Origin of the sequence: Streptomyces sp. NPDC058877, assembly GCF_042742855.1 — a bacterium.
In the GTDB taxonomy this organism is placed as follows: Bacteria; Actinomycetota; Actinomycetes; order Streptomycetales; family Streptomycetaceae; genus Streptomyces.
The window spans coordinates 1-26,740 of record NZ_JBHYMF010000095.1; the positions used below are offsets into that span (position 1 = coordinate 1).

Genomic DNA, 26,740 nt, shown 5'->3' on the forward strand with positions numbered 1-26,740 from the left:
GCGCCGGGCCCCTCGCACGGAGCAATGACGGCCGGAGCGTGTCGGGAAGGTCCCTCCCGGGTCCCTCCCGTCCTCCCGGTGGGGGGCGCCCTCGGTGCCTAGCCGGTGAACTCGATCGCCGCCAGGTTCTTCTTGCCGCGCCGCAGCACCAGCCAGCGACCGTGCAGCAGCTCGTCCGCGGTGACCACCGCGTCCTCGGCGGTCACCTTCGTGTTGTTCACGTAGGCGCCGCCCTCCTTCACCGTGCGTCGGGCCGCCGACTTGCTCGCCACCAGACCGACCTCGGCGAACAGGTCCACGACCTGGCCCAGCTCGGACACCTGTGCGTGCGGCAGTTCCGACAGCGCGGCGGCGAGCGTCGCCCCGTCCAGCTCGGTCAGGTCGCCCTGCCCGAAGAGGGCCTTGGAGGCGCTGATGACGGCCGCGCACTGCTCGGCCCCGTGCACCAGGGTGGTGAGTTCCTCGGCGAGCGCCCGCTGGGCGGCACGCGCCTGGGGGCGCTCGGCGGTCCGCGCCTCCAGTTCCTCCAGTTCCGCGCGGGACTTGAAGGACAGGATCCGCATGTAGGTCGAGATGTCGCGGTCGTCCACGTTCAGCCAGAACTGGTAGAACGCGTAGGGCGTGGTCATCTCGGGGTCCAGCCAGACGGCCCCGCCCTCGGTCTTGCCGAACTTGGTGCCGTCCGCCTTCACCATCAGCGGAGTGGCGAGCGCGTGCACCTCGGCGCCCGGCTCCAGGCGGTGGATCAGGTCGAGACCGGCCACCAGGTTGCCCCACTGGTCCGAGCCGCCCTGCTGGAGCGTGCAGCCGTAGCGCCGGTACAGCTCCAGGAAGTCCATGCCCTGCAGCAGCTGGTAGCTGAACTCGGTGTAGCTGATGCCCTGCTCGGACTCCAGGCGACGGGCGACGGAGTCCTTGGTCAGCATCTTGTTGACCCGGAAGTGCTTGCCGATGTCCCGCAGGAACTCGATCGCCGACATCCCGGCGGTCCAGTCCAGGTTGTTCACCATGACGGCCGCGTTCTCCCCCTCGAAGGAGAGGAAGGGCTCGATCTGCGAACGCAGCCGGTTCACCCAGTTCGCGACCGTCTCGGGGTCGTTCAGGGTGCGCTCGGCCGTCGGCCGCGGGTCACCGATCTGCCCGGTGGCTCCGCCGACCAGCGCCAGCGGCCGGTGCCCGGCCTGCTGGAGCCGACGGACGGTGAGGACCTGGACCAGGTGGCCGACGTGGAGACTGGCCGCGGTCGGGTCGAAACCGCAATAGAACGTGACGGGACCGTCCGCGAGAGCCTTGCGCAGTGCGTCCTCATCGGTGGACTGGGCGAAGAGCCCGCGCCACTTCAGCTCGTCGACGATGTCCGTCACGATCGTCCGTCTCCTCAGAAAGTTGTCAGTGGTACGACGACTCAGTCTAGGGGGGGTCAGACCCCCTTGCTGACCGAGCTCATGTTGAAGTCCGGCACCCGCAGGGCGGGCATCGCGGCCCGGGTGAACCAGTCGCTCCACTCGCGCGGCAGCGTCTTCTCGGTCCGCCCCGCCTCCGAGGCGCGCGACAACAGGTCCACCGGCGACTCGTTGAACCTGAAGTTGTTCACCTCGCCGACCACCTCGCCGTTCTCCACGAGGTAGACGCCGTCCCGGGTCAGTCCGGTCAGCAGCAGCGTCGCCGGGTCGACCTCGCGGATGTACCAGAGGCAGGTCAGCAGCAGGCCCCGCTCCGTAGCGGCCACCATCTCCGCCAGGGAACGCTCGCCGCCGCCGTCCAGGATCAGGTTCCCCGCTCCCGGCGCCACGGGCAACCGAGTAAGTCCCGCCGTGTGCCGGGTGGTGACCAGGTGCGCCAGGCTGCCCGCTTCCATCCAGTGCACCGGCTCGATCGGCAGCCCGTTGTCGAAGACGGACGAGTCGTCGCCGGAGGAGTGCGCGATCACGAACGGAGCGGATTCCAGGCCCGGCTCGTTCGGGTCGCTGCGCAGCGTCAACGGCAGTGGCGAGAGCGCCTCGCCCAGTCGGGTGCCGCCGCCGGGCTTGGAGAAGACGGTACGGCCCTCCACCGCGTCCCGGGCCGTCGAGGACCACATCTGGTAGATCAGCAGGTCGGCGACGGCGGTCGGCGGCAGCAAGGTCTCGTACCGGCCGGCGGGCAGCTCGATCCGCCGTTCCGCCCAGCCGAGGCGGGTCGCGAGTTCGCCGTCGAGACCGATCGGGTCGACGTCCTTGAAGTCCCGGGTCGAGCGCCCGGCCCAGGCGGAGCGCGACCGGTCGGGCGACTTGGCGTTCAGCTCCAGCGTTCCGTTGGGCTGGTCGTGGCGGAGCCTCAGCCCGGTGGAGGTGCCCAGATAGGTGGAGGTCAGTTGGTGGTGGGCGAAGCCGTAGAGCTCGCGGCCGCCGGCCCGGGCACGGGCGAAGGACTCGCCGAGCGCCGGGGCGAAGTCGGTGAAGACGCTCGACGAGGTCTCCGTGGGGGCGTCCGTGAAGTCGGGGGAGGAGGGCACCCCCGTCACCAGGGGCTGGGCGTCCTCGGCGGGGCCCGCGGAGCGGGCCGCCTCCTCGGCGGCCCGGACCAGGGGCTCCAGGTCGTCGACGGTCACCGCGGACCGCGAGACGACGCCGGAGGCGGCGCCCTGGGCCCCGTCGACGGTGGCGATCACGGTGAGGGTGCGGCCCCGGGTGACGCCGTTCGTGGTGAGGGCGTTGCCCGCCCACCGCAGATTGGCCGAGGACTCCTCGTCGGCGATGACGACGCACCCGTCGGCGCGGGACAGCTCGAGGGCCCGCTCGACGATCTCGTACGGCTTGCTGACGCGGCTCATCGACCGGCCTCCTGCGTCGTGTTGAGGATGTTGACGCCCCGGAAGAGGGCGGAGGGGCAGCCGTGCGAGACGGCGGCGACCTGGCCCGGCTGGGCCTTGCCGCAGTTGAAGGCGCCGCCGAGCACGTACGTCTGCGGGCCGCCTACCTGCTCCATCGAGCCCCAGAAGTCGGTGGTCGTCGCCTGGTACGCGACGTCCCGCAGCTGGCCGGCGAGCCGGCCGTTCTCGATGCGGAAGAAGCGCTGACCGGTGAACTGGAAGTTGTAGCGCTGCATGTCGATCGACCAGGACCGGTCGCCGACCACGTAGATCCCGCGCTCCACGCCGCCGATCAGGTCCTCCGTCGACAGCCCGCCCGGATCCGGCTGGAGCGACACGTTCGCCATGCGCTGCACCGGCACGTGGGCGGGGGAGTCGGCGAAGGCGCAGCCGTTCGACCGGCCCAGGCCCGTCAACTTCGCCATCCGCCGGTCCAACTGGTAGCCGACGAGGGTGCCGTCCTTCACCAGGTCCCAGCTCTGCGCCTCGACGCCCTCGTCGTCGAAACCGACGGTGGCGAGGCCGTGCTCGGCGGTCCGGTCACCGGTCACGTTCATGACCGAGGAACCGTAGGCGAGCTTTCCCAGCTGGTCGAAGGTGGCGAAGGAGGTGCCCGCGTAGGCCGCCTCGTAGCCGAGCGCCCGGTCCAGCTCGGTGGCGTGACCGATGGACTCGTGGATCGTCAGCCACAGGTTCGACGGGTCGACGACCAGGTCGTACCGACCGGCCTCCACGCCCGGTGCCCGCATCTTCTCGGCGAGCAGCTCCGGAATCTCCTCCAGTTCCCTGTCCCAGTCCCAGCCGGTTCCGGTCAGGTACTCCCAGCCGCGCCCGACCGGAGGTGCGATCGTCCGCATCGAGTCGAACTCGCCGGTCCTCCCGTCCACGGCGACCGCCGTGAGCTCCGGGTGGAGACGGACGCGCTGCTGGGTGGTCACGGTGCCGGCGGTGTCCGCGTAGAACTTGTTCTCGTGGACCGTCAGCAGGGAGGCGTCCACGTGCGCCACGCCCTCCGCCCCGAGCAGTCGCGTGCTCCAGTCGGCGAGCAGCGCGCTCTTCTCCTCCGCCGGGATGGAGAAGGGATCGATCTGGTACGAGGAGATCCAGGTGCGCTCCGCGTGCACCGGCTCCTCGGCCAGCTCCACCTTTCCCCAGGGGCCCCGTCCGGGAAGCCCTCCGGGGTCGGAGCCCGCTGCCGCGATCACCTTCGCCGACAGCTTCGCCATGGCGACCGCCTGCGAGGCGACGCGCGCGGCCCCGTCCATGCTCAGGTCGACACCGGAGGCGAACCCCCAGGCCCCGCCGTGCACCACCCGCACCGCGTAACCGAGGTCCGTGGTGTCCGAGGAGCCGGACGGCTTGGCGTCGCGCAGCCGCCACGAGGCGCTGCGCACCCGTTCCAGACGGAAGTCGGCGTGCTCGGCGCCGAGCGCGCGCGCTCGGGCGAGCGCGGCGTCGGCGAGCGCCCGCAACGGCAGCGCGACGAACGAAGGGTCGATCTGATGGACCACGAGCGGCCTCGCTCTCGGCGATCGGAAGGCGGTGGTTGAACTGCTCCGGAAGTCAATCACGTGACGGGGGGTCGGATCGGCGCATTGGGAGCGCGCACCCGACGGGGCGACCCCGACGGAGCCCCGCCCGAGGGGACGGGGCGGGGCACCGACACGGCCGGCGATCGCTCCGACCCCGGCCGCCGGCCGGCAGCCCGGGGGCGGGCCGGCTCCCAGGAGCGCGGCGCGGCGCGTGGCGGGCGACGGCTCGGAGCGCTGCGGCACCCGGCTCCTCGGGATGGCGCGAAATGCACGGGTACCCCGTCCGGCGCCCCGTGGTCACGTGCTCGACGAGCGGTACGGCGCGTTCCCTCCGGGGGGATCCGTGCGTCCGCACGGCGCCCGTCTCGAGCGCGGCGCATGCCCTCCCAGCTGTAGGGATCCGACAGTGACACCCGTACGCCACTGTCGGAGGTCGATTCCCCATGTCGGGAGCGATACCGATAGGTTTTCGGCTATCAGACCGCTATTGAAAGGGTGATCCGTTGAGCCGCTCGGTTCTCGTCACCGGAGGAAACCGGGGCATCGGCCTCGCCATCGCCCGCGCGTTCGCCGAGGCCGGCGACGAGGTCGCGATCACGTACCGCTCCGGCGAGCCCCCGGCCGCCCTGGTCGAGCTCGGCTGCCTTCCCGTCAAGTGCGACATCACCGACGCGGAGCAGGTGGAGACGGCCTACAAGGAGATCGAGGAGAAGCACGGCCCGGTGGAGGTCCTCGTGGCCAACGCCGGCGTGACGAAGGACCAGCTCCTCATGCGCATGACCGAGGAGGACTTCACGTCCGTCCTCGACACCAACCTCACCGGCACCTTCCGTGTGGTCAAGCGCGCCAACCGCGGGATGCTGCGCGCCAAGAAGGGCCGCGTCGTCCTGATCTCCTCGGTCGTCGGTCTGCTGGGTTCCGCGGGCCAGGCCAACTACGCCGCCTCCAAGGCCGGGCTGGTCGGCTTCGCCCGCTCCCTGGCGCGTGAGCTCGGCTCCCGCAACATCACCTTCAACGTCGTCGCGCCCGGCTTCGTCGACACCGACATGACCGCGGTGCTCACCGACGAGCAGCGTGCGGGCATCGTGTCGCAGGTGCCGCTGGGCCGCTACGCGAAGCCCGAGGAGATCGCCGCCGCGGTCAAGTTCCTCGCTTCCGACGACGCCTCGTACATCACTGGAGCCGTCATCCCGGTTGACGGCGGATTGGGCATGGGTCACTGATCACATGAGCGGAATTCTTGAGGGCAAGCGCATTCTGATCACCGGTGTGCTGATGGAGTCCTCCATCGCCTTCCACACCGCGAAGCTGGCCCAGGAGCAGGGCGCGGAGATCATCCTCACCGCGTGGCCGCGGCCCTCGCTGACGGAGCGCATCGCCAAGAAGCTCCCCAGGCCCGAGAACGTCAAGGTCCTGGAGCTCGACGTCTCCAACGACGAGCACCTCGCCCGTCTCGAGGGCCAGGTCCGCGAGCAGTTCGGAGACCGCCTCGACGGCATCGTCCACTCGATCGGTTTCGCCCCGCAGGACGCGCTCGGCGGCAACTTCCTGAACACGCCGTTCGAGTCGGTCGCCACCGCCATGCACGTCTCCGCCTTCTCGCTGAAGTCGCTGACGATGGCGCTGCTGCCGCTGATGACCGAGGGCGGCTCCGTCGTCGGCCTCACCTTCGACGCGCAGTTCGCATGGCCGCAGTACGACTGGATGGGTCCGACCAAGGCCGCCCTGGAGGCCACCAGCCGCTACATGGCGCGCGACCTCGGCAAGCAGAACATCCGCTGCAACCTGGTCTCCGCGGGCCCGCTCGGCTCCATGGCCGCGAAGTCCATCCCGGGCTTCGGCGAGCTGGCGTCCGTGTGGGACAGCCGCTCCCCGCTGGAGTGGAAGCTGGACGACCCGGAGCCGACCGGCCGCGGCATCGTCGCCCTGCTGTCGGACTGGTTCCCGAAGACCACGGGCGAGATCGTCCACGTGGACGGCGGTCTGCACGCGATCGGCGCGTAAGCAGGCGGAACGGCGGGGGCCCGTGCCCCGCCCCGACGGGGGCGGAGGCACGGGCCCCCGCCCTTCCGCAACTCCTGCCCGACTCGAAAAGTAGCCCGAATGACCCCAGACTGGGGCAGAGCGTGATGTTCCTTTCGCTGGCGGGAGGAGGTGCGGGCATGCGCGCGATACGTCACGGCTTCGGGACGTTCGCCTCCGTCGCCGTTCTGCTCACCGGGATGGCCGTTGCCGCCGAGGTGCGGGCCGTTCCGCCACCCGTCGAGGGGGCCCCCGCAACCCCCGCGGCCGGGGCGCAGGAGGATTTCGGAGCCTCCTGCCGCACCGTCGTCGAGGGCTCGCACGTCACCGCCCACTGCAGCAACCCGTACCCGCGCACCGACCGGATCCGCCTGCACGTCGAGTGCGACCGTTGGTGGGACGTCGACAGCGACAGCGCTCCGGTGGACGTGGTGCCCGCCGACTACGCCCGGGTCACCGCCCGCTGCTGGAAGGAGGTCCGGTCCGCCTGGGTCACGCACCAGCCGGTGGACCCGGCTCCCGCTCCCGCTCCTGCTCCGCTTCCGGCCCGGAGCTCCTGAGGCACATGAAGGGGTAGCCGGCGGCCTCGGTGCCGGCCCGCTCGGCGTCGCCCTCCCGGATCGCGTCCACCAGGCGCGCATGGTCCATGTGGTTCTCCGGTCGCAGCACCCGCCCCACGTCGTCGCGCAGCCAGTCCCGGAGCAGATCGCCGAGGTCCGCGTAGAGCTCCGTCAGCACCTCGTTGCCCGAGGCGGCGACGACGGCCTGGTGGAAGGCCGCGTCGACCATGACGAAGCGCTCCGCGTCCCCGGACTCCCACGCCTCCTCGCGCCGTTCCAACAGGGCGTCCAGCTGCTTCAGGTCCCGTTCGGTGCGCCGTCCGGCCGCGAACCGGGCCGCCGCCGACTCCAGCGTCGAACGCAGCTCGGCGACGTGCCGCGGGTCGGAGCCGGCGAAGCGCCGGTGCATGACGCCCGCCAATTCGCTGGTTGCGGCGACGTACGTCCCCGAGCCCTGGCGGATGTCCAGCAGCCCGTTGTGCGCGAGCGCACGGACGGCCTCGCGCACCGTGTTGCGGGCCACGCCCAGCTGTTCGACCAGTTCGGGTTCGGTCGGGATGCGCGAACCCACCGGCCATTCGCCGGAGGTGATCTGGTTCCGCAGCTCGGCGATCACCTGATCGGAGAGACCGGTGCGCCGGGGATGACCGAGGGCCATGGAACGCCTTCCCGTTCGTTCGAAATTGGACAACCAATCATCCCATGATTCTATGATGACGTCATGCCTGACGAGCCGAAGACCCCCGACCCCGCCGCACGACCGGCCGGGAACACCACTGCGGCCACCACGGCAGGGGACCCTCCCGCACCCGACCGCACCCCCGGACCCGGTGCCGAGCTCCGGGCCGCCCCGGCACGTTGGACCCTCGGCCTGGTGTCCGTCGGGCTCGTCCTGGCCGCGCTCAACCTGCGCCCCGCCATCACCAGCCTCGGGGCCCTCCTCGAAGAGGTCAGCAGCGGCCTCCACATGAGCGGCAGCATCGCCGGGGTCCTCACCTCCGTCCCCCCGCTCTGCTTCGCGGTCTTCGGCATCACGGCCCCGCGCCTCGCCCGCCGCTTCGGCCCCGCCGCCGTCGTCTGCGCGGGCATGGCGGCCGTCTTCACGGGCTTGGTCCTGCGGCCCTTCGCGACCGGCACCGCCGCCTTCCTCGCCGCCAGCGCCCTCGCCCTGATGGGCATCGCCGTCAGCAACGTCCTGATGCCCGTCATCGTCAAGCGGTACTTCCCCGACCGCGTGGGAGGCATGACCGGCCTCTACTCCATGGCGCTCGCCCTCGGCACCTCCGTCGCCGCAGCCACCACCGTCCCCCTGACCGATGCCCTCGGCGGCGACTGGCGCCTCGGACTGGGCCTCTGGGCGGTGCTCGCCGCGCTCGCGGTCCTGCCCTGGTTCCCGCTGCTGCGGGACCGGAGTGGAGAAGCGGTCCGACCGGCCCCTCCGACCCGGGAAGCAGCAGCGCCGGCGTCCGCCCCGCGGATCACCCGCAGCCGCACGGCTTGGGCGCTCGGCGTCTTCTTCGGACTCCAGGCCACCGGTGCCTACATCACCATGGGGTGGATGCCGCAGATCTTCCGGGACGCCGGTGTCCCCGCCACCACCGCGGGCGTGCTCCTCGCCGTGACCATGGTCATGGGCGTTCCGCTCGCCTTCGTCATCCCGCGCCTCGCCACCCGGATGCGGAACCAGGGCCCGATCGTCATCGCCCTCGGACTGTGCGGACTCACCGGCTACGCCGGTCTCCTCCTCGCCCCGGCCGCCGGTGCATGGTGCTGGGCGGTGCTCCTCGGCATCTCGAACTGTGCCTTCCCGCTGGCCCTCACCCTGATCGGACTGCGCTCGCGCACCGGCTCCGGCGTCGTCCGGCTCTCCGCCTTCGCCCAGAGCATCGGCTACCTCATCTCGATCCCCGGCCCCCTCCTCGTCGGCGTGCTCTACCAGCACAGCGGCGGTTGGGGACTGCCCATCGCGCTGATGGGCGGACTGATGGTGCCGCAGATGATCATCGGAACCCTGGCCGGCCGGGACCGGACGGTCGAGGACGAATGCTGAGGTGCGAGACTGTCCCCATGCCAGTCCTCGAACCCAACCCCCAGAACGGCCAGAAGAAGCTGCTCCTCGTGCTCGGCGCGATGCTCGGCATCACCGTGGTCATCGCCCTCATCGCCTCCTTCGCCTCTCCCTGAGGTGGGGGCGGCCCCTGCCCGAGGTGGGGCTGGCCCCCGCATCCCCTAGGGGGCCGGTGTCAGGGAGAAGTGGGTGGATCACCCGATGGGCGGGAGCCGGCGGGCTCCGTACGTTGGAGACGACGGCGAAAGCGCGGAACCCACCCATGGAGGCGGCCATGTCGGCCCCCACGCACCCCGGCATCAGGACCACGACGACCCGCGTCGACACCCGACTTCCCTGGTGGGCACTCCTCCTTCCCGCCCTCTGCTTCCTCGCCCTCCTGATGCTGGTGGCCGGTGCGGGTGGGGCCCACGCGACCGCCGATGACCCGGCGGTCGGACGGGTCCTGCAGCAGGTCCGGCAAACGCTCCCTCTCTGAGTCGCAGTGGCCCGTTTCGTGCGAAGCTGTGGACCATGAGCGTCGATACACCCCGCAGCATCGTGCTCCTCCGGCACGCGAAGGCCGACTGGAACGACGAGTCCGACCATGAGCGCCCCCTCGCCGAGCGAGGCCGCAAGGACGCCCCGGTGGCCGGCCGCAGACTCACCGAGACCGGCATCGGCTTCGACCTGGCCCTCTGCTCCACCGCCCTCCGCACCCGTGAGACGTGGAAGCTGGCGGTGCAGGAACTGCCCGTGCGCCCCAAGACGGTGTATGAGGAGCGGATCTACGAGGCCTCGCTCGGGGAGCTCATCGCCGTGGTCAACGAGACCCCGGACGCCGTGGACAACCTCCTGCTCATCGGCCACAACCCGGGCATGCACGCCCTCGCCGATGCCCTCGCCGGTGCGGCGGAGGGCGATGCCCTCGCCCGGATGAACCGCGGGGGCTTCCCCACCTCGGCCTTCGCCGTCCTCACCTTCAGCGGCTCCTGGAAGTCCGTGGAACACGGCGTCGGCCGGCTCGTCGACTTCTGGTCCCCGCACGCCTGACCGGACCCCACGGGAAAGGGCCCGGCGGTCGTCGTCCGACCCCGGGCCCTCCTCCGTACCGCCACCGCTCAGTGCAGCAGGTCGTCCTCGCCGCCGTCCGCGGCCTCGACCTCCTCGCGCGTGATGCCGAGCAGGTACAGCACGGTGTCCAGGAAGGGCACGTTCACCGCCGTGTGGGCCGCCCGGCGCACCACGGGCTTCGCGTTGAACGCCACTCCCAGCCCTGCCGCGTTCAGCATGTCCAGATCGTTCGCACCGTCACCGATCGCCACGGTCTGCGCCAGCGGCACCCCCGCCTCCGCGGCGAACCGGCGAAGCAGCCGTGCCTTGCCCGCCCGGTCGACGATCTCACCGGTCACCCGGCCGGTGAGCTTCCCGTCCACGATCTCCAGGGTGTTGGCGGAGGCGAAGTCGAGGCCGAGCCGCTCCTTGAGGTCGTCGGTGACCTGGGTGAACCCCCCGGAGACCACGCCCACCTGGTAGCCGAGCCGCTTGAGCGTACGGATCAGGGTCCGGGCCCCGGGCGTCAGCCGCACCTCGGCACGGACCTTGTCGACCACCGAGGCGTCGAGGCCGGCGAGCAGTTCCACGCGTGCATGGAGCGACTGCTCGAAGTCGAGCTCGCCGCGCATCGCCGCCGCCGTCACCTCGGCGACCTCGTCCTCGCAGCCCGCGTGCGCCGCGAAGAGTTCGATCACCTCGTCCTGGATCAGGGTCGAATCGACGTCCATGACGACGAGTCGCTGTGCACGCCGGTGGAGACCGGCGGAGACCACGGCCACGTCCACCCCGACGCTGTGCGCCTCGGTGGCCAGCGCGGTCCGCAAGGGTTCGGTCTCGCAGCCCGAGACCGCGAACTCCACTGCTGTCACCGGGTACTTCGCGAGGCGGAAGACACGGTCGATGTTGCCTCCGGTCTCCGCGATCCTGGCCGCTATGGCCGCCGTCTGTTCCGCGGTGAGCGGGTTACCGAGCACGGTGACGTGCGAGCGTCCTTCACCGCGGGGACGGTTGTCGCCCGTACCGGAGATGATCTCGGCCTGGAGCTTCAGCGACTCGGCCCAACTGTGCACGGTGGCGCGGAGCTCGCCCGGTGAGGCGACGGTCGGCTCGGTGACGAGCGCGCACAGGACGAGGCGGCCACGGGAGACCACCTGCTCGATGTCCACGACGTCGACGGAGTAGGCGGCGAGGGTGTCGAAGAGTCCCGCGGTGATCCCGGGACGGTCCTTCCCGAAGATCTTGACGAGAAGGGTGGGAACGTCTGAGGTCTGCGATGCGCTCATGGTGGTTCCACCGTATCCGGCACCGCGCACCGCTCGGGCGTCCGTCCCGCCCAGCGGACACCCCGGCGGGTGAGGGGCCACCCCCGAACGCCTTCCTTCGGCCCGACTTTCGGAGAGCGGACCGGGCCTGAAATAGTTCCCCAGGATGATTCGCCATCCCTGGACTCCCGTAGGCGGGGGTACATCGGGGGACAAGTAGTGGGGCATGGAGTGCCAGAACTCGTACTGGAATTGAACGGCAGGACCTGGACGCTCGATCCGTCCCGGTCGTACACCCTGGGCAGGGACCCGCAGGGTGACCTGGTGGTCGAGGACGCCAGGGTCTCCTGGCGGCACGCCACCATCAGCTGGGGCGGCCGGAGCTGGGTCCTGGAGGACCACGGCTCCACGAACGGCACCTTCGTCCAGGGGCAGCGGGTCCACCAGGTGGAGATCGGCCCCGGTTCGACCGTCCACCTCGGCAATGCGACCGACGGGCCGCGGCTGAACCTCGCCGACGGCGCCGTCACCGCCCCCCAGCAACAGACACAGGTCCAGGCGCAGCACCCGGTGTCCTCACCCGTCGCCGCTCAGCAGGCCCCGCACCAGCAGGCCCCGCAGCAGGGATGGCAGCAGCCGCCGGTCCACCAGCAGGTCCCCCACCAGCAGATCCCGCAGCAGCAGGGCCCCGGACACGACCGCCCCGGCGCGGCCACCGGGGCGTCGTCCGCCTATGCCGACCGCAGCCCCACCACGTTCCACCAGCTGTCCCTCGGTCACGTCATGCGGATCGGCCGTGCCCTCGAGAACGAGCTGGTCGTCTCCGACCTCCAGGTCTCGCGGCACCACGCGGAGTTCCACGCGACCCCCGACGGCCGCTTCGAGATCCGTGACCTCGGCTCCCACAACGGCACGTACGTCAACGGCCAGCCGATCGCCAAGGGCGGCACGGCCCTCCTGGGCCCGCAGGACATCGTCGGCGTCGGCCACTCGACCTTCCGCATCGTCGGGGGTCAGCTGGAAGAGTTCGTCGACACCGGCTCGGTCTCCTTCTCGGCCCGTCACCTCACGGTCACGGTCGACGGTGGCAAGCAGATCCTCAAGGACGTCACCTTCGGCGTTCCCGAGAAGTCGCTGATCGGCGTCATCGGCCCCTCCGGCTCCGGCAAGTCGACCTTGCTCAAGGCCCTGACGGGCTACCGCCCGGCCAACGAGGGCGACGTCCTCTACGACAACCGGAGCCTCTACAAGCAGTTCGCCGAGCTGCGCCAGCGCATCGGACTGGTCCCGCAGGACGACATCCTGCACAAGGAACTGACCGTGCAGAAGGCGCTCCGTTACGCCGCCAAGCTCCGCTTCCCCGGTGACACCGCCGCCGCGGAGCGCGAGGCCCGCATCGACGAGGTGCTGCGCGAGCTCAAGCTCGACATCCACAAGGAGAAGAAGGTCACCTCCCTCTCCGGCGGCCAGCGCAAGCGCGTCTCCGTCGCCCTGGAGCTGCTGACCAAGCCCTCGCTGATCTTCCTGGACGAGCCGACCTCCGGGCTCGACCCGGGCATGGACCGCGACGTCATGCAGTTGCTCCGTGCCCTCGCCGACGACGGCCGCACCGTCCTGGTCGTCACCCACTCGGTGGCCGAGCTGGGCCTGTGCGACAAGCTGCTCGTCATGGCGCCCGGCGGCTCCGTGGCCTACTTCGGACCGCCGGAGGAGGCGCTGAACTTCTTCGGTTACTCCACCTGGGCCGACGTCTTCTCCGCCTTCGAGAACTACCGCGACTACGACTGGGCGGGCCGCTGGAAGGGCTCGCAGCACTACCAGCTGTACGCCGCGGACATCGACGCCGTCGCCGCCCAGCCTGTCCAGATGCCGCAGCAGGCGATGGCCCGCCCGCCCAAGCCCCAGGGCTGGGGGTCCCAGCTGTGGACGCTGATCCGCCGCTATGTGTCGGTGATCGCCTCGGACAAGGGCTTCATGGCCCTGATGGTGATCCTGCCGGCCGTCCTCGGTGCGGTGTCCGTCGTCATCCCCGCGGACTTCGGCCTCGGCAGACCCAAGCCGCCGGCCCGCTTCAACGGCGACGCCGGCACGATCATGCTGATCCTGGCGGTCGGCATGTGCTTCTCCGGCGCGGCCAACTCCGTCCGTGAGCTGATCAAGGAGCGGGTCATCTACGAGCGGGAGCGCGCCGTCGGCCTGTCCCGTTCCGCGTACCTGATGTCCAAGGTCATCGTCCTCGGTCTGATCACCGCCTTCCAGGGCGTGATCATCTGTGGCATCGGCTTCGCCACCCGTGAGCTGCCCGAAGAGGGCCTGTTCATGCCCCCGGCCATCGAGCTGTGCATCCAGGTCATCGCGCTCGGCCTCACCTCGATGATGGTCGGCCTGGTCATCTCCTCGCTGGTGAAGACCGCCGAGAAGACCATGCCGCTGCTCGTCATGTTCGCGATCGTCCAGGTGGTCTTCACCGGCATCCTCTTCCAGGTGTACGACTCGCCCGGCCTGGAACAGTTCGCTTGGCTGATGCCCTCCCGCTGGGGCATCGCCGGCGCCGGCAGCACCCTCGACCTGGGGCACCTGATGCCTCCGTGGGACCGCCAGGACCCCACGAACACCGACCCGCTGTGGGAGCACACGGTCGGCCAGTGGAGCCTGGACCTCGGCATCCAACTGGCGATGGCCGCCGTCTGCTGCTTCGTCGTGGCCCGTCTGCTCCGCCGCCACGAACCCGAGGTCATGCGCAAGTGACGACCGCGGGCGGTACGCCCGAAGGGCGGCACCCCGCACGGGGGTGCCGCCCTTCGGCGCGCTGCGGACAGGGTCGCCGACGGACGACGGTCAGTAGGCGCTGTTGACGTTGTCGATCGAGCCGTAGCGGTCGGCCGCGTAGTTGGCGGCGGCGACGATGTTGGCGACCGGGTCGTACTGGTCGAACTTGGTGCCGGGCACGTGGTAGGCCTTGAAGGTTGGGTAGATCACCTGGAGCAGGCCCTTGGAGGGCACGCCGTTGATGGCGTTGATGTCCCAGTTGTTGATGGCGTAGGGGTTGCCGCTGGACTCGCGCATGATGTTCCGGTGCAGACCGTTGTAGGTGCCCGGAATGTTGTGCTTGTCCATGATGTAGAGCGCCTCGCGGATCCAGCCGTCGAGGTTGTTCGCGAAGACCGGCTTGCGGGCGGCGGCCCGACTCGCGGCGGCCTTCTCCGCGGCACGCTTCTTCGCAGCCGCCTTGGCCTTGGCGTCGGCCTTCGCCTTCGCTTCGGCCTTGGCCTTGGCGGCGGCCTTCGCCTTGGCCTCGGCGTCGGCCTTGACCTTCGCTTCGGCCTTGGCCTTGGCGGCGGCCTTCGCCTTGGCCTCGGCCTCCTGCTTGGCCTTCAGGCCGATGGTCGTCTGCTGCTCGTTGATGCTGGCGGCGAGCGCCTTCGCCTGCGGGCTGTTCGCGTCATAGGCCCAGGCGACCTGCTGGGTGCCCGAGAGGGCCTGCGGCTCGATCTCGGTGGTGCCCTGGTTCCCCGGCACGAGGGTGAGGGCGAGGGCTGCGGCGCTCAGAGCGGCGACGCCGGCGATCGTGGCCTTGTGGGTCTTCTTCAGACCACGACTGTGGCCAGGGGTGTTCGCAGACATGCAGGACTACCTCTTCGAATCGCTGGGGGTCGCTCGGCCGGGGCGGCGCTGCGCCTACTCGGCGGCGACGGGGGCAATTCTTAGCGGCAGCAAAATGAGCTGGCAAAGCTGTGACGTACGATCCCGGGTAGTAGGTCAGGGTCTCAGCCGAGGGGTGGCGAGTGTCCCCTGTGGCCCGTTTTCTCCGTCGATATCCGGCGCTAGAAGTCCACTAGCGAGCTTCGTAAGTGATGTGCGTCCTATGCGCGGCCTCACATCGGCCAGGTAACGAACTGACCATGCGTTGCGCCAGCAATGCGGACGGTGAATCAACTCCTCCGTGTGGAGGAGACGGATACCGCCGAACTCCTCCTCCAGGGGCGCCCATCCCGCATCGCCGCGGTGCATCCGCGCGACCCGGTTCCTCCGGGGCCGCGCCTGCCCGGAGCACCCGCCCCCCCCGCACCGCCGGATCGCCCCGGCCTAGGTCCCGAGACCTGCTCCGCCCTCGTCCACAGGCGGATCCGGGCCGTCACGCACCGCCGGTACGGTGAGCGCATGAGCCACCGACCGAGCTCCGGCCTGGCCGCCGTGAGCACCGCTCTCCTGGCGATGAGCCGCCACCTGGAGGTCCGAGACGTCCTCAAGACGATCGTGGCCTCCGCCCGTGAACTGCTCGACGCCGAGTACGCGGCCCTGGGCGTCCCCGACGACCACGGGGGATTCGCCCAGTTCGTCGTCGACGGCGTCAGCGACGAACAGTGGAAGGCCATCGGCCCGCTGCCCCGGCAGCACGGCATCCTCGCCTCGATGCTCCACACGGCCGAGCCCGAGCGGCTCGCCGACGTCCGAAAGGACCCCCGCTTCGAGGGTTGGCCGGATGCCCACCCCCGGATGTCCGACTTCCTCGGTCTTCCCGTGAGGGACGGGGACGAGACCATCGGTGCGCTCTTCCTGGCCAACAAGCGCTGCCCGAAGGAAGGCGGGGGCTGCGGCTTCACCGCCGAGGACGAGCAGCTCCTCTCGATCCTCGCCCAGCACGCGGCCATCGCCCTCACCAACGCCCGGCTGTACGAGCGGAGCCGTGAACTCACCATTGCGGAGGAGCGCTCCCGCCTCGCCCATGAGCTGCACGACGCCGTCAGCCAGAAGCTGTTCTCCCTCCGGCTCACCGCCCAGGCCGCCGCCGCCCTCGTCGACCGGGACCCGACCCGTGCCAAGGACGAGCTCCAGCAGGTTGCCGCGCTGGCGGCCGAAGCCGCGGACGAGCTCCGCGCCGCCGTCGTCGAGCTCCGACCCGCCGCCCTGGACGAGGACGGCCTCGTCCACACGCTCCGCACCCACGTCCAGGTCCTGGACCGCGCTCATTCCGCGCGGGTCACCTTCGACGGCCCGGGGATCCGAGCCCTGCCGGCCGCCCAGGAGGAGGCCGTCCTCAGGGTCGCCCAGGAGGCCCTGCACAACGCCCTGCGGCACGCGGACGCGGAGCTCGTACGGGTCTCCCTCGTCCGCAGTGGCCAGGGCGCGCGACTCGCCGTCACCGACGACGGCAGGGGCTTCGACCCGCTCGCGGTCCGCAGTGCCGGCCGCCACCTCGGCCTGGTCTCCATGCGGGACCGCGCGGGCGGCGTCGGAGGGCGGCTCACCGTGACCTCGGCCCCGGGCGAGGGCACCACGATCGAGATGGAGGTTCCCGGTGGCTGACAAGCCGATCCGAGTCCTACTGGTCGACGATCACCAGGTCGTCCGCCGAGGCCTGCGCACCTTCCTGGAGGTGCAGGACGACATAGAAGTGGTGGGGGAGGCGGCCGACGGCGCCGAGGGGGTCGCCCAGGCCGAAGAGCTCCGCCCCGACGTGGTCCTCATGGACGTGAAGATGCCGGGCACGGACGGCATCGAAGCGCTGAAGAGGCTCCGCGAGCTCGCCAACCCGGCGAGGGTCCTGGTCGTGACCAGCTTCACCGAGCAGCGGACGGTCATCCCCGCGCTCCGGGCCGGAGCCCGTGGTTACGTCTACAAGGACGTCGACCCCGACGCCCTGGCCGGTGCGATTCGCTCCGTGCACGCGGGGCACGTGCTCCTCCAGCCCGAGGCCGCCCGTGCGCTCCTCGCGCAGGAGGACTCCCAGGGAGGCACGGGGCGGGGTTCCGCCCTCACGGAGCGGGAGCGCGAGGTGCTCGGCCTGATAGCGGACGGCCGGTCCAACCGGGAGATCGCCCGTGCGCTCGTCCTCTCGGAGAAGACCGTCAAGACGCACGTTTCGAACATCCTCATGAAGCTCGACCTCGCGGACCGCACCCAAGCGGCGCTCTGGGCGGTCCGGCACGGCTTCACCGACTGATGCGCCCCCGCACGCGCCGGGCGCACGACCGTTCCCCCTGTCATACCGTCGTGTGCATGTCCCCCGTTCGGCGCAACCTGGCGGAGGGTGAGGCGTTCTCCATGGCGTGCTGCGGCGGACCGGCCGCAGCGATGACCAGGAGGAAGTACCACGTGAAGAACTTCAAGAAGGCCGCTGCCCTCACCGTGATCGCCGGTGGCATCGTCGCCGCCGGTACGGGTGTCGCCTCCGCCCACGGCGCCGAGGCCACGGGCCAGGCCCTCAACTCGCCGGGCGTCGCCTCCGGCAACCTGGTGCAGGCTCCGGTCCACGTCCCCGTGAACGTCTCCGGCAACACGGTCAACGTGATCGGTCTGCTCAACCCGGCCTTCGGCAACGGAGCCTTCAACGGCTGACCCGCCGCACCGCCCCCGGCCCCGGACGATCCCCCCGGAGCCGGGGGTCCTTGCCTTCCCCACCGGACCCCGGCGCCCGCGCACCACCACCCGCGGGGAACGGCCGAACCCCTCGGCACCGCCCGACCGTCCGGGGAACGGTGCGGCTCACCCCACCGCCCGTCGGGTCAGAAGCCCCGCTCCCGCTCCCTCTCCTCCACGTAGGCGTTGTAGGCGGCGACCCGGGCCCGCCGGGCCACCCGTTCCACCGGCTGCAGCGCCGCACCCCGCGCCGCCATCTCCGAGGCGCTCACCGCACCCCCGTGCCCATGGCCGTACGCCAGGTTCACGAGGAGCCCGATCCGCTGGGCCAGCTCCAGAACCCGGACCGCACGCGGCGGATACCCCGGGGCGAGCACCTCGCGCCCCACTTCCGACCGTGCCCGGTACGCCTCGCGCGCCGCCTCCGCCGCAGGCCCCGAGGCCGCCACGTCGAGCCGGGTCAGCGCCGCGGTCGCGTCCCGCAGGGCCTCCGCCAGCTCGCGCTCCGCCTCACCGAGCGAGGGCACGTCCGCCGGGGGCGCCTCCCGCACCCCCAAGCACTGCCAGACCACCGAGACGTGCACGTCGCCCTCGGGGCCCGCCTCCGAGACCTCCGGCACGAGACCGTACGGCGCACCGAAGCCCACCGCCGCTTCCTCCGCCTCCAGGGCGCGCGCATTGAAGTCCGGCGGCCCGCTCAACCCCAGTGGATGTCCGGGGGCCGGTAGGGCCACCCGCCACCCGGTCACCCCGAGCCGCCGCAGTCGGCCCAGCGCGAGCGTCAGCCCCACCGGCCCCGCCTCGCCCGGCAGCCCCTCGACGCGGTGCACCGCGTCTTCCCCGACAATCGCGAGCGCCGCCTCGTCCGGCGACACCGCACCGGCCAGCAGGGCATTGCCCCAGGCGGCCAGACGTCCTGAGCGTGGTTCCGAAAGCATCCCCCCAGACTAGGCACTCGAAGGAAGCCCTACGGACCGGTCCGCTCCGTCGATAACGTAGGTTTTCCCCTGGACGCCGCGCCCATCGGCGCAAGGCGACGACACGACTCGACCGCAAGGGGAGACAACGCGCTCATGAGCGATGTACTGGAGCTGGTGGACGTATCCGTGGTCCGCGACGGACGCGCTCTGGTGGACGAGGTCTCCTGGTCGGTCAAGGAAGGCGAGCGGTGGGTGATCCTCGGTCCCAACGGCGCCGGCAAGACCACCCTTCTGAACATCGCCTCCAGCTACCTCTTCCCCACCAAGGGCGCCGCCCGCGTCCTCGGCGAGCAGCTCGGCGGCGTCGGCACCGACGTCTTCGAACTCCGCCCCCGGATCGGAATGGCCGGCATCGCCATGGCGGAGAAGCTCCCCAAGCGCCAGACCGTCCTGCAGACCGTCCTCACCGCCGCGTACGGCATGACCGCCACCTGGAACGAGGACTACGACCCGATCGACGAGGCCCGGGCCAAGGCCTTCCTCGACCGGCTCGGCATGAGCGACTACCTGGACCGCAAGTTCGGCACCCTCTCCGAGGGGGAGCGCAAGCGCACCCTGATCGCCCGCGCGATGATGACCGACCCCGAGCTCCTGCTCCTCGACGAGCCCGCCGCAGGACTCGACCTCGGCGGCCGTGAGGACCTGGTCCGCCGCCTCGGCCGCCTCGCCCGCGATCCGTACGCGCCCTCCATGATCATGGTCACCCACCACGTCGAGGAGATCGCCCCCGGCTTCACCCACGTCCTGATGATCCGCCAGGGCAAGGTCCTCGCCGCCGGCCCCGTGGAGACCGAGCTCACCTCCCGCAACCTCTCCCACTGCTTCGGACTGCCGCTCGTCGTCGAGCGGGCCGGAGACCGTTGGACCGCCCGCGGCCTGCCCCTGAAGTGAACCGACAGGGCACCGGCGTCCCGCACAGCCGCCCGCGCCCTGTCCGGAAGGACCCCACCGCCCTACCATGACCACGTGGACATCGATGCGTGGGTGTGGTGGCTGATCGGAGCGGTGGGGCTCGGCATCCCGCTGGTCCTGACCGCGATGCCGGAGTTCGGCATGCTGGCCGTCGGAGCCGTTGCCGGGGCGGTGACGGCCGCCCTGGGGCTGGGCATCGTCGCCCAGGTGCTCGTCTTCGTCGTGGTGTCCGTGGCGCTCATCGCGGTGGTGCGCCCGATCGCGACCCGGCACCGCGACGCGACGCCCGGACTCTCCAGCGGGGTGGACGCGTTGAAGGGCAAGCACGCCGTCGTCCTGGAACGCGTCGACAGCAACGGGGGCCGCATCAAGCTAGCCGGCGAGGTCTGGTCCGCCCGGACGCTCGACACCGGGCAGAGCTTCGAGCCGGGCGAACAGGTCGACGTCGTGGAGATCGACGGGGCAACCGCGGTCGTCATGTGACCGAACCGCGCCCATGAGGCTCCGCCATCTGGGAAACTCGATCATCGAAAGCGATCCGGCAGTCATCCGGCAGCGAAGGGCACGGGGAACACGATGTCAGCAGTCATCATCGTCCTGATCATTCTGGTGGTGCTCGTCTTCATCGCCTTGATCAAGACGATCCAGGTCATTCCGCAGGCGAGTGCGGCGATCGTGGAGCGCTTCGGCCGCTACACCCGCACCCTCAATGCCGGACTGAACATCGTCGTCCCGTTCATCGACTCGATCCGCAACCGGATCGACCTCCGCGAGCAGGTCGTCCCCTTCCCGCCACAGCCGGTGATCACCCAGGACAACCTGGTCGTCAACATCGACACGGTCATCTACTACCAGGTGACCGACGCCCGTGCCGCGACCTACGAGGTCGCCAGCTACATCCAGGCGATCGAGCAGCTCACCGTCACCACCCTGCGCAACATCATCGGCGGCATGGACCTGGAGCGGACGCTCACCTCCCGCGAGGAGATCAACGCGGCCCTCCGCGGCGTCCTCGACGAAGCCACCGGCAAGTGGGGCATCCGCGTCAACCGCGTCGAACTGAAGGCCATCGAGCCGCCGACCTCCATCCAGGACTCGATGGAGAAGCAGATGCGCGCCGAGCGGGACAAGCGCGCCGCCATCCTCACGGCCGAGGGCACCCGTCAGTCCGCCATCCTGACCGCCGAGGGCGAGAAGCAATCGGCCATCCTGCGCGCCGAGGGCGAGGCCAAGGCGGCCGCCCTCAAGGCAGAGGGCGAGGCCCAGGCGGTCCGCACGGTCTTCGAGGCGATCCACGCGGGCGACCCGGACCAGAAGCTCCTGTCCTACCAGTACCTCCAGATGCTGCCGAAGATCGCCGAGGGCGACGCCAACAAGCTCTGGATCGTGCCCAGCGAGATCGGAGATGCCCTCAAGGGCCTCTCCGGAGCCCTCGGCAACGTCGGCAACGGCGTCCCCGGTTTCAACGTCAAGGGCGCACCGGTCGAGCGGCGGGACGAACCCGCAGTCGACTGACGCGTACACGTAACTCTGGTGCATGATCGGTGCGAGCCCCTCGACCTCGATGACATCGGGGCGGGGAGGCGATTCACTGACCATGTGAGGAAAAGGCTTTGTCCATCTGGGAAGCCCTTGCAGTCTTCGCCGCCGGCGTCGGCGCCGGCACCATCAACACCATAGTGGGATCGGGAACGCTGATCACCTTCCCGGTCCTCCTGGCGACCGGACTCCCCCCGATCACCGCCAACGTCTCCAACTCCCTCGGCCTCGTCCCCGGTTCCATCAGCGGAGCCATCGGCTACCGCCGCGAACTCAAGGGGCAGAAGCGACGCCTCCTCCGCCTCGGCGGGGCCGCCCTCGTCGGTGGCCTCATCGGTGCGATCCTGCTCCTCGCGCTGCCGTCCGCGGCCTTCGACGCGATCGTCCCCGTCCTCATCGGCCTCGCCCTCGTCCTGGTCCTGCTTCAGCCCCGTATCGCCGCCGCCGTGAAGCGACGCCGGGAGCAGAGCGGAACCGGGGCCCATCCCGACGGCAGCCCCGCCCTGCTCTTCGGCCTCCTCCTCGCCAGCATGTACGGCGGGTACTTCGGAGCCGCGCAGGGAGTGCTCTACCTCTCCCTGATGGGCCTGCTGCTCCACGACGACCTGCAGCGGATCAACGCCGTCAAGAACGTCCTCGGCGCCCTCGTCAACGGAATCGCAGCCGTCTTCTTCCTCTTCGTCGCCGACTTCGACTGGACCGCCGTCCTCCTCATTGCCGTCGGCTCCACCCTCGGTGGCCAACTCGGCGCCAAGGTCGGCCGCAAGCTTTCCCCGACGGTCCTGAGAGGAGTGATCATCGCGGTCGGCATCGTGGCGATCCTGCAACTGACGCTCGGTTAGTCCGCGCACGGCGGACGGGCCCGCCCCACCGAAGGGTGGGACGGGCCCGTCCGCACGACTGCGGGACAGCCCTCACGCAGCCGAGTCTGCCAACCACGCCGGCAGCGCGGACCGCTCGCTCGCCCGCAGCGCGAGCAGCATGGCGTCCGCCGGAGTCGGCTCGAAGGGCTGGTGCAGCAGCGGCATCCCGGCCTGCTCGGGCGTCCGGTCCGCTTTGCGGTGGTTGTCCTCGGCGCAGGAGGCAACCGTGTTCAACCAGTTGTCCCCACCGCCCTGTGCCCGCGGCACGACGTGGTCGACCGTCGTCGCCCGCTTCCCACAGTACGCGCACCGGTGTTGGTCCCGGACCAGCACGCCCCGCCTCGACCACGGCGCCTGTCTTCGGAAGGGCACCCGGACGTACCGGCAGAGCCTGATGATCCGGGGCACCGGGAGGTCGACGGCGGCCCCCCGCACCCGCAGCTCGGGATGGGCCTGCTCGACGACGGCCTTGTCCTGCAGGACGAGCACCACCGCGCGGTTGAGGGTGACCGTCGAAAGCGGCTCGAAGCTCGCGTTCAGCACCAGCGTGTCCCGCATGTTGCCCACCTCCCGTGTGCCGGCCCGCCCCGACCTGGGGTTCGGGCTTGGATCAACGATGGCCGGGCCGGCCGGGTCGGACAACGCAATTTCCCGTGCAACAAAAGATGCCCGCTTCTGATCTCTCCAAGACCAGAAGCGGGCAAACAACAAACGAACGATCAGGCCGCCGCGGGAGCCGCGTACTCACCGATCAATTGGGCCCGGCCGAGCGTGTGGAACCGCAGGTGGAAACCCACGGCCGCCGGCGAGGCATCGGCATCCGGGCCGAGCTTCTCCCGGTCCACCGCGTACACGGTGAAGACGTACCGGTGCGCCGGGTCACCCGCCGGAGGAGCAGCGCCCCCGAAGTCCTTGGAACCGTAGTCGTTCCGCACGTGCACGGCACCGACCGGCAGCCCCTCGAACGACCCCGACCCGGCACCGACGGGAAGCTCCGTCACCGACACCGGGATGTCGAACAACACCCAGTGCCAGAACCCGCTGCCCGTCGGGGCGTCCGGATCGAAGCAGGTGACGGCGAAGCTCTTGGTCTCCGCCGGGAACCCCTCCCAACTCAGCTGAGGCGAGGTGTTCCCCGCCGCGTGCACTTGGGCGTCCTTCAACACCCCACCCGGTGCGACGTCATCGCTCACCACGGTGAACGTGGCCACCGGCGGGTGGAAGTCGTGGGGAAGCGGCGCCTTCTTGCCCTCTGACACGTCGAGTACCTCCGATGCGTCTGTCGACACTGACACGGCAGAGACTAGAACCAGTTGCGACGGCCGCCGACCTCGGCCAGCCACTCGTTGAGGTATGCCGCCCAGTCGGTGGAGTGGAAGTCGAACAGGTCGACCTGGAAAGACCGGTAGGAGTCGCTGCCCTCGGTGAACAGGCCCGGCTTCTTGTCCATCTCCAGGACGACGTCCATGGCGCGGTCGTCAGCGACGAAGCTGACCTCGACCTGGTTCAGCCCCCGGTACTGCGGCGGCGCGAAGAACTCGATCTCCTGGTAGAAGGGCAGCCTCTGCCGCGTCCCGCTGATGTGGCCGCGCTCCATGTCCGCGCTCTTGAAGTGGAAGCCCAGCTGGATGAAGGCGTCCAGGATCGCCTGCTGCGCCGGAAGCGGGTGGACGTTGATCGGGTCGAGATCACCGGAGTCCAGCGCCCGGGCGATCTCCAGCTCGGTCGTCACCCCGATGTGCATCCCGTGCAGCTGCTGCCCCGCGACCGCGGTCACCGGAGTCTCCCACGGGATCTCCAGGCCGAACGGCACCACGTGCACCGCACCGGCCTTGACCTCGAAGGCACCCCCCAGACGCACCTTCACGAACTCGATGTTCTGCTTGTACTCCTGCTCACCGCCCTCGACCTCGACCCGCGCCTGCAGACCGACGGAGAGTCCCTCGATCTGCTGGTCAACGCTGCCGCCCTGGATCCGCACCTCACCCTGGACGACGCCGCCCGGGACGACGTTCTCCTCGGTGAGCACCGTCTCGACGGTGGCCCCACCAGCGCCCAGGCTCGCGAGCAGCTTCTTGAATCCCATGTCTTCCACTCCTTTTCGGGGTTCTGACCCGTAGTTACGCGCGACGACCGTAGCCGGTTCCCCGACGGTCGCCACTACGCTCGGACGACATGAGCGAGAGCCCCGACCGTACGCCGCTCCCGCGGGCCTTCTTCGACCGGCCGGTTCCGGAGGTGGACCCCGATCTCCTCGGCCGCGCCCTCGTCCGCAACACGGAGGGGGGACGGATGGAACTCCGCCTCACCGAGGTCGAGGCGTACACCGGCGCGATCGCCCCCGGTTCCCACGCCTTCCGGGGGCGCACGCCACCCGAGGCCGTCATGTTCGGCCCGCCCGGACACGCGTGCGCCTACTTCACCCATGGCATGTCAAGGCGGTCAGCATGAACGTCGATCTCCTCGCCCACCCCGCCGAAGAAGTCGCCCCCAAGCTGCTCGGGAGTGTACTCACCTGCAAGACCCCGGAGGGAACCGTGAGCATCGCCATCACGGAGACCGAGGCGTACTCCGGAGAGGCGGACCCGGCTTCCCACGCCTACCGGGGCCGGACACCCCGTAACGCGGTCATGTTCGGACCCGCGGGACACCTGTACGTCTACCGGTCCCACGGCCTCCACTGGTGCGCCAACGTCGTCACCGGTGCGGACGGCACCGCCTCGGCCGTCCTCGTCCGGGCAGGCCGGGTCATCGAGGGGGAAGACCTGGCGCGCGAGCGACGAGGGGAGGGGGTCGAGAGCGCGCGGCTCGCCCGGGGCCCGGGGAACTTCTGCCGGGCGCTCGGCATCACGGGAGAGCACAACGGTGCAGACCTACTGAAAGGTCCCTCGGTCGCATGGTCCGAGGGCGGGCCGGTAGCTACCGCGCTGATCCGGGTCGGTCCTCGGGTAGGCGTGAGCAAGGCCCACGACTGGCAACACCGGTTCTACCTCGCCGGCGATCCGACGGTCTCGGCGTACCGCCTGAGCCCGCGAGCCGAACCGTCCGCCGGAGCCTGAGCCGCCGTGCACCTTGCTCACGGCCTGCCGGGTGCGTCGGCGCGGAGTTCGGGGCCAGAGGGTGGGAGACCGCTCGCAAGAGTGGCGCGTGACGCCTTCCACCCCCGCAACGAAGAGGAGGCACATGCCCTGCCGTCCGGCGGGGGCGCTGGCGCACTCGTGTGCGCCGCACAGGAAGGAGCCACCCCCAGTGACCATCAGCTTCGGCCATGACCGCGGTGGGGCGGAGTCTCCCGTACGCGTGCCAACGCATGGCACAGCACCCGGTGCACCCACTCGCCCACCGCGTCCGCTTCGCTGCCGTCGGATGGGCGGACCGGCAAGGACACGCAGTCTTCCAGCCCGGCCGGCTGGCCGCCCTGATGGGCAAGGACGGCAGGTCATCGTCCGTCCGGAGCACCCGCAACGCGGTGGCCCGCGCCAAGCAACCGGACCTCGTGTCGCCCCGTTCCGGGGCCGCCTGCCCGGTCCTTTGACCAGGAGGCTCAGCCCCAGACCGCCATGGCCAACGCCGTACAGAGACGCCGGAAGCCGCGATGGTCGCTCATGCCGGTGTGGCTCATGCATGCGACGTCGACCGTCGCACCGTCCGTCGACGGCTCCGCCTTCCACTAGCAGTGCAGGCACTCCGCCTCATGGGCCACGTCCGTATCCGGACGTGGCGTGATCCGGTGCGTCACGAACCGCAGGCCCGTGCGTGCCGTCAGTGTCCCCGGTGTTCGTTCCGGAGACGGGTTCGGGGCCCACACTCCCGTCCGACACCGGCGAGTGGTCCCCGACCGACGTGGCGTTCGCGCGAGCCATCGCGTACCGCAGGCACCCACGACAACTCGGCACGGGGGCGGGCGGTGCAGAGGGAAGGGGCACGTGTACCGGTCCGTCCGTCGTCTTGCCGATGCCGTCGAACCAGCGACGTACCTGCCCAGTCAGTCATCTACGGCATGCGGCACTGCCTCAACGCGGGATGCGGCTCAGAGGGGCAGGCCAGTGGTGTTCTACTGCGTCCGGGTGGAAATCCTGCGCTGCGCCGGCCAGGCCCGCCTCCGCCGTCGTACGGCCCGCTCCGACCACGAGCTGGTCATGGGGCCGGCCCGGCTCGCCACCACCCCGGACGTCGGACGTCGCCCTCCCCCTGAACGGTGCGGACGCCCGTGCAGGTCAGAAGGCTCCGTTCGCTTTCCTTGCGGGTGAGCCATCGATGTCCGACCACATCCTCAGTGGTCCCCGCACGGGAGTCGGGGGTGATGGCGCCCCGCACCCCTGGCGCTTCTGGGGCACGGGAGATCCGACGGTGAGTCCCTACCGTCCCCACACCCCCAGGGAGCGCCGCCTTGACTCTGGTTGCTCGACCCCGTAACGTGGCCCGAGCCGCTGAACACGGTCTGCTTGTTCAAGCACCCCGCAGTGGCCATCCATTACTCACGTCAACGCCCAAGCGGGGCTTATTTCGGCATGCCGGAATTCGCATTCGAATGGCTCGATTGTGACTCGCCGAAGAAATCGGCTAACGTAGTGGACACGCCGAGAGGCAAAGGCAGCCAACAGGCCGCTAGAAACGAATTCCGAACCGGAAGCGGAACGGAAAACGAATCTGGTAAGGTTGGAAACGAAGGAAGCGCCCGGAGGGCCTGGGAACAGGAACGATGGAAGCGTCCGTATCTTGAGAACTCAACAGCGTGCCAAAAATCAACGCCAGA

At 70.2% G+C, this 26,740-nt stretch carries 27 protein-coding genes and 2 pseudogenes; 19 read left to right on the top strand and 10 right to left on the bottom strand.

Annotated features, from left to right (window positions below; all coding sequences use genetic code 11):
* Positions 1 to 98: 98 nt before the first annotated feature.
* The 3 genes from tyrS to ACFW2Y_RS21775 are packed head-to-tail and all read right to left on the bottom strand — an operon-like array spanning position 99 to position 4,362.
* Positions 99 to 1,364, bottom strand: a complete 1,266-nt coding sequence (gene tyrS, locus ACFW2Y_RS21765; RefSeq protein ID WP_384881611.1) for a tyrosine--tRNA ligase — start codon at positions 1,362 to 1,364, stop codon at positions 99 to 101.
* 56 nt (positions 1,365 to 1,420) lie between these two features.
* Positions 1,421 to 2,812 carry a metallopeptidase TldD-related protein gene (locus ACFW2Y_RS21770; RefSeq protein WP_384881614.1) on the bottom strand — a complete coding sequence of 464 codons (1,392 nt, stop codon included), beginning with the start codon at positions 2,810 to 2,812 and terminating at the stop codon, positions 1,421 to 1,423.
* Positions 2,809 to 4,362 (bottom strand): TldD/PmbA family protein, encoded by a 1,554-nt coding sequence (locus tag ACFW2Y_RS21775; protein ID WP_384881617.1) that lies wholly within the window; start codon positions 4,360 to 4,362, stop codon positions 2,809 to 2,811. The genes ACFW2Y_RS21770 and ACFW2Y_RS21775 overlap by 4 nt, the downstream gene beginning before the upstream one ends.
* 524 nt (positions 4,363 to 4,886) lie before the next feature.
* Here ACFW2Y_RS21775 and fabG point away from each other — a divergent pair.
* From fabG to ACFW2Y_RS21790, 3 genes are all read left to right on the top strand, one after another.
* On the top strand, positions 4,887 to 5,606 hold the full coding sequence (fabG, locus tag ACFW2Y_RS21780) for a 3-oxoacyl-[acyl-carrier-protein] reductase (RefSeq protein ID WP_384881620.1): 720 nt from the start codon (positions 4,887 to 4,889) through the stop codon (positions 5,604 to 5,606).
* 4 nt (positions 5,607 to 5,610) lie between these two features.
* On the top strand, positions 5,611 to 6,387 hold the full coding sequence (gene fabI / locus ACFW2Y_RS21785) for an enoyl-ACP reductase FabI (protein ID WP_384881623.1): 777 nt from the start codon (positions 5,611 to 5,613) through the stop codon (positions 6,385 to 6,387).
* Between the two features lie 158 nt (positions 6,388 to 6,545).
* Positions 6,546 to 6,965: a hypothetical protein gene (locus tag ACFW2Y_RS21790; RefSeq protein WP_384881626.1), complete on the top strand. Its 420-nt coding sequence runs from the start codon at positions 6,546 to 6,548 to the stop codon at positions 6,963 to 6,965.
* Here ACFW2Y_RS21790 and ACFW2Y_RS21795 read toward each other — a convergent pair.
* Positions 6,898 to 7,623, bottom strand: coding sequence for a FadR/GntR family transcriptional regulator (locus tag ACFW2Y_RS21795; protein WP_384881629.1), 726 nt, complete (start codon positions 7,621 to 7,623; stop codon positions 6,898 to 6,900). The two genes, ACFW2Y_RS21790 and ACFW2Y_RS21795, sit on opposite strands and share 68 nt — an antisense overlap.
* A gap of 63 nt (positions 7,624 to 7,686) precedes the next feature.
* Between ACFW2Y_RS21795 and ACFW2Y_RS21800 the strand changes: the two genes are divergently transcribed.
* The 4 genes from ACFW2Y_RS21800 (at position 7,687) to ACFW2Y_RS21815 (ending at position 10,065) form a co-directional block, all read left to right on the top strand.
* Complete coding sequence (locus ACFW2Y_RS21800) at positions 7,687 to 9,015, top strand: CynX/NimT family MFS transporter (RefSeq protein WP_384881631.1); 1,329 nt, start codon at positions 7,687 to 7,689, stop codon at positions 9,013 to 9,015.
* Between the two features lie 17 nt (positions 9,016 to 9,032).
* Positions 9,033 to 9,149, top strand: coding sequence for an SGM_5486 family transporter-associated protein (locus ACFW2Y_RS21805; protein ID WP_384881634.1), 117 nt, complete (start codon positions 9,033 to 9,035; stop codon positions 9,147 to 9,149).
* 158 nt (positions 9,150 to 9,307) lie between these two features.
* Positions 9,308 to 9,511 carry a hypothetical protein gene (locus ACFW2Y_RS21810; protein WP_384881637.1) on the top strand — a complete coding sequence of 68 codons (204 nt, stop codon included), beginning with the start codon at positions 9,308 to 9,310 and terminating at the stop codon, positions 9,509 to 9,511.
* A gap of 35 nt (positions 9,512 to 9,546) precedes the next feature.
* Positions 9,547 to 10,065, top strand: coding sequence for a SixA phosphatase family protein (locus ACFW2Y_RS21815; protein WP_384881639.1), 519 nt, complete (start codon positions 9,547 to 9,549; stop codon positions 10,063 to 10,065).
* A 68-nt stretch (positions 10,066 to 10,133) separates the two neighbouring features.
* Here ACFW2Y_RS21815 and serB read toward each other — a convergent pair whose 3' ends face one another.
* A complete protein-coding gene (gene serB / locus ACFW2Y_RS21820) occupies positions 10,134 to 11,351 on the bottom strand; it encodes a phosphoserine phosphatase SerB (RefSeq protein ID WP_384881642.1) in 1,218 nt (405 codons plus the stop codon).
* A gap of 198 nt (positions 11,352 to 11,549) precedes the next feature.
* On the opposite strand from serB, the gene ACFW2Y_RS21825 reads away from it, so the two are divergent.
* Entirely contained in the window at positions 11,550 to 14,078 is a 2,529-nt protein-coding gene (locus ACFW2Y_RS21825) for an FHA domain-containing protein (protein ID WP_384881645.1), read from the top strand.
* Positions 14,079 to 14,168: 90 nt separating this feature from the next.
* Here the strand turns inward: ACFW2Y_RS21825 and ACFW2Y_RS21830 are convergent, their stop codons facing one another.
* On the bottom strand, positions 14,169 to 14,954 hold the full coding sequence (locus tag ACFW2Y_RS21830; protein ID WP_384881648.1) for a transglycosylase SLT domain-containing protein: 786 nt from the start codon (positions 14,952 to 14,954) through the stop codon (positions 14,169 to 14,171).
* A 537-nt stretch (positions 14,955 to 15,491) separates the two neighbouring features.
* On the opposite strand from ACFW2Y_RS21830, the gene ACFW2Y_RS21835 reads away from it, so the two are divergent.
* The 3 genes from ACFW2Y_RS21835 to ACFW2Y_RS21845 all read left to right on the top strand — a co-directional run bounded on the left by ACFW2Y_RS21835 (position 15,492) and on the right by ACFW2Y_RS21845 (position 17,669).
* On the top strand, positions 15,492 to 16,637 hold the full coding sequence (locus ACFW2Y_RS21835; protein WP_384881651.1) for a GAF domain-containing sensor histidine kinase: 1,146 nt from the start codon (positions 15,492 to 15,494) through the stop codon (positions 16,635 to 16,637).
* A complete protein-coding gene (locus ACFW2Y_RS21840) occupies positions 16,630 to 17,274 on the top strand; it encodes a response regulator (RefSeq protein ID WP_384881654.1) in 645 nt (214 codons plus the stop codon). The genes ACFW2Y_RS21835 and ACFW2Y_RS21840 overlap by 8 nt, the downstream gene beginning before the upstream one ends.
* 152 nt (positions 17,275 to 17,426) lie before the next feature.
* Positions 17,427 to 17,669, top strand: coding sequence for a chaplin (locus ACFW2Y_RS21845; protein ID WP_384881686.1), 243 nt, complete (start codon positions 17,427 to 17,429; stop codon positions 17,667 to 17,669).
* Positions 17,670 to 17,836: 167 nt separating this feature from the next.
* Here the strand turns inward: ACFW2Y_RS21845 and ACFW2Y_RS21850 are convergent, their stop codons facing one another.
* A complete protein-coding gene (locus ACFW2Y_RS21850; RefSeq protein ID WP_384881657.1) occupies positions 17,837 to 18,628 on the bottom strand; it encodes a hypothetical protein in 792 nt (263 codons plus the stop codon).
* 135 nt (positions 18,629 to 18,763) lie between these two features.
* Here ACFW2Y_RS21850 and ACFW2Y_RS21855 point away from each other — a divergent pair, with 135 nt between their 5' ends.
* The 4 genes from ACFW2Y_RS21855 (at position 18,764) to ACFW2Y_RS21870 (ending at position 21,963) form a co-directional block, all read left to right on the top strand.
* Positions 18,764 to 19,561: an ABC transporter ATP-binding protein gene (locus ACFW2Y_RS21855; RefSeq protein ID WP_384881660.1), complete on the top strand. Its 798-nt coding sequence runs from the start codon at positions 18,764 to 18,766 to the stop codon at positions 19,559 to 19,561.
* Between the two features lie 75 nt (positions 19,562 to 19,636).
* The gene (locus tag ACFW2Y_RS21860; protein WP_384881663.1) at positions 19,637 to 20,065 is read left to right on the top strand and encodes an NfeD family protein; all 429 of its coding nucleotides are present in this window, start codon (positions 19,637 to 19,639) and stop codon (positions 20,063 to 20,065) included.
* 93 nt (positions 20,066 to 20,158) lie between these two features.
* Positions 20,159 to 21,097, top strand: coding sequence for an SPFH domain-containing protein (locus ACFW2Y_RS21865; protein WP_384881666.1), 939 nt, complete (start codon positions 20,159 to 20,161; stop codon positions 21,095 to 21,097).
* Between the two features lie 98 nt (positions 21,098 to 21,195).
* Entirely contained in the window at positions 21,196 to 21,963 is a 768-nt protein-coding gene (locus tag ACFW2Y_RS21870) for a sulfite exporter TauE/SafE family protein (protein ID WP_384881669.1), read from the top strand.
* 72 nt (positions 21,964 to 22,035) lie between these two features.
* On the opposite strand, the gene ACFW2Y_RS21875 is transcribed toward ACFW2Y_RS21870, so the two are convergent.
* The 3 genes from ACFW2Y_RS21875 to ACFW2Y_RS21885 form a co-directional block, all read right to left on the bottom strand.
* Entirely contained in the window at positions 22,036 to 22,542 is a 507-nt protein-coding gene (locus ACFW2Y_RS21875) for an HNH endonuclease (RefSeq protein WP_384881671.1), read from the bottom strand.
* 161 nt (positions 22,543 to 22,703) lie between these two features.
* On the bottom strand, positions 22,704 to 23,243 hold the full coding sequence (locus tag ACFW2Y_RS21880) for a YbhB/YbcL family Raf kinase inhibitor-like protein (RefSeq protein WP_384881674.1): 540 nt from the start codon (positions 23,241 to 23,243) through the stop codon (positions 22,704 to 22,706).
* A 44-nt stretch (positions 23,244 to 23,287) separates the two neighbouring features.
* Complete coding sequence (locus tag ACFW2Y_RS21885) at positions 23,288 to 24,070, bottom strand: sporulation protein (RefSeq protein WP_384881677.1); 783 nt, start codon at positions 24,068 to 24,070, stop codon at positions 23,288 to 23,290.
* Between the two features lie 89 nt (positions 24,071 to 24,159).
* On the opposite strand from ACFW2Y_RS21885, the pseudogene ACFW2Y_RS21890 reads away from it, so the two are divergent.
* The 4 genes and pseudogenes from ACFW2Y_RS21890 to ACFW2Y_RS21905 form a co-directional block, all read left to right on the top strand.
* A pseudogene (locus tag ACFW2Y_RS21890) lies at positions 24,160 to 24,417 on the top strand (DNA-3-methyladenine glycosylase); the annotation flags it as partial.
* 14 nt (positions 24,418 to 24,431) lie between these two features.
* Positions 24,432 to 25,043, top strand: a complete 612-nt coding sequence (locus ACFW2Y_RS21895; RefSeq protein ID WP_384881680.1) for a DNA-3-methyladenine glycosylase — start codon at positions 24,432 to 24,434, stop codon at positions 25,041 to 25,043.
* Positions 25,044 to 25,294: 251 nt separating this feature from the next.
* Entirely contained in the window at positions 25,295 to 25,519 is a 225-nt protein-coding gene (locus ACFW2Y_RS21900; RefSeq protein ID WP_384881683.1) for a hypothetical protein, read from the top strand.
* 459 nt (positions 25,520 to 25,978) lie between these two features.
* Positions 25,979 to 26,400 (top strand): annotated as a pseudogene (locus ACFW2Y_RS21905) (DNA-3-methyladenine glycosylase); the annotation flags it as partial.
* Positions 26,401 to 26,740: the final 340 nt, after the last annotated feature.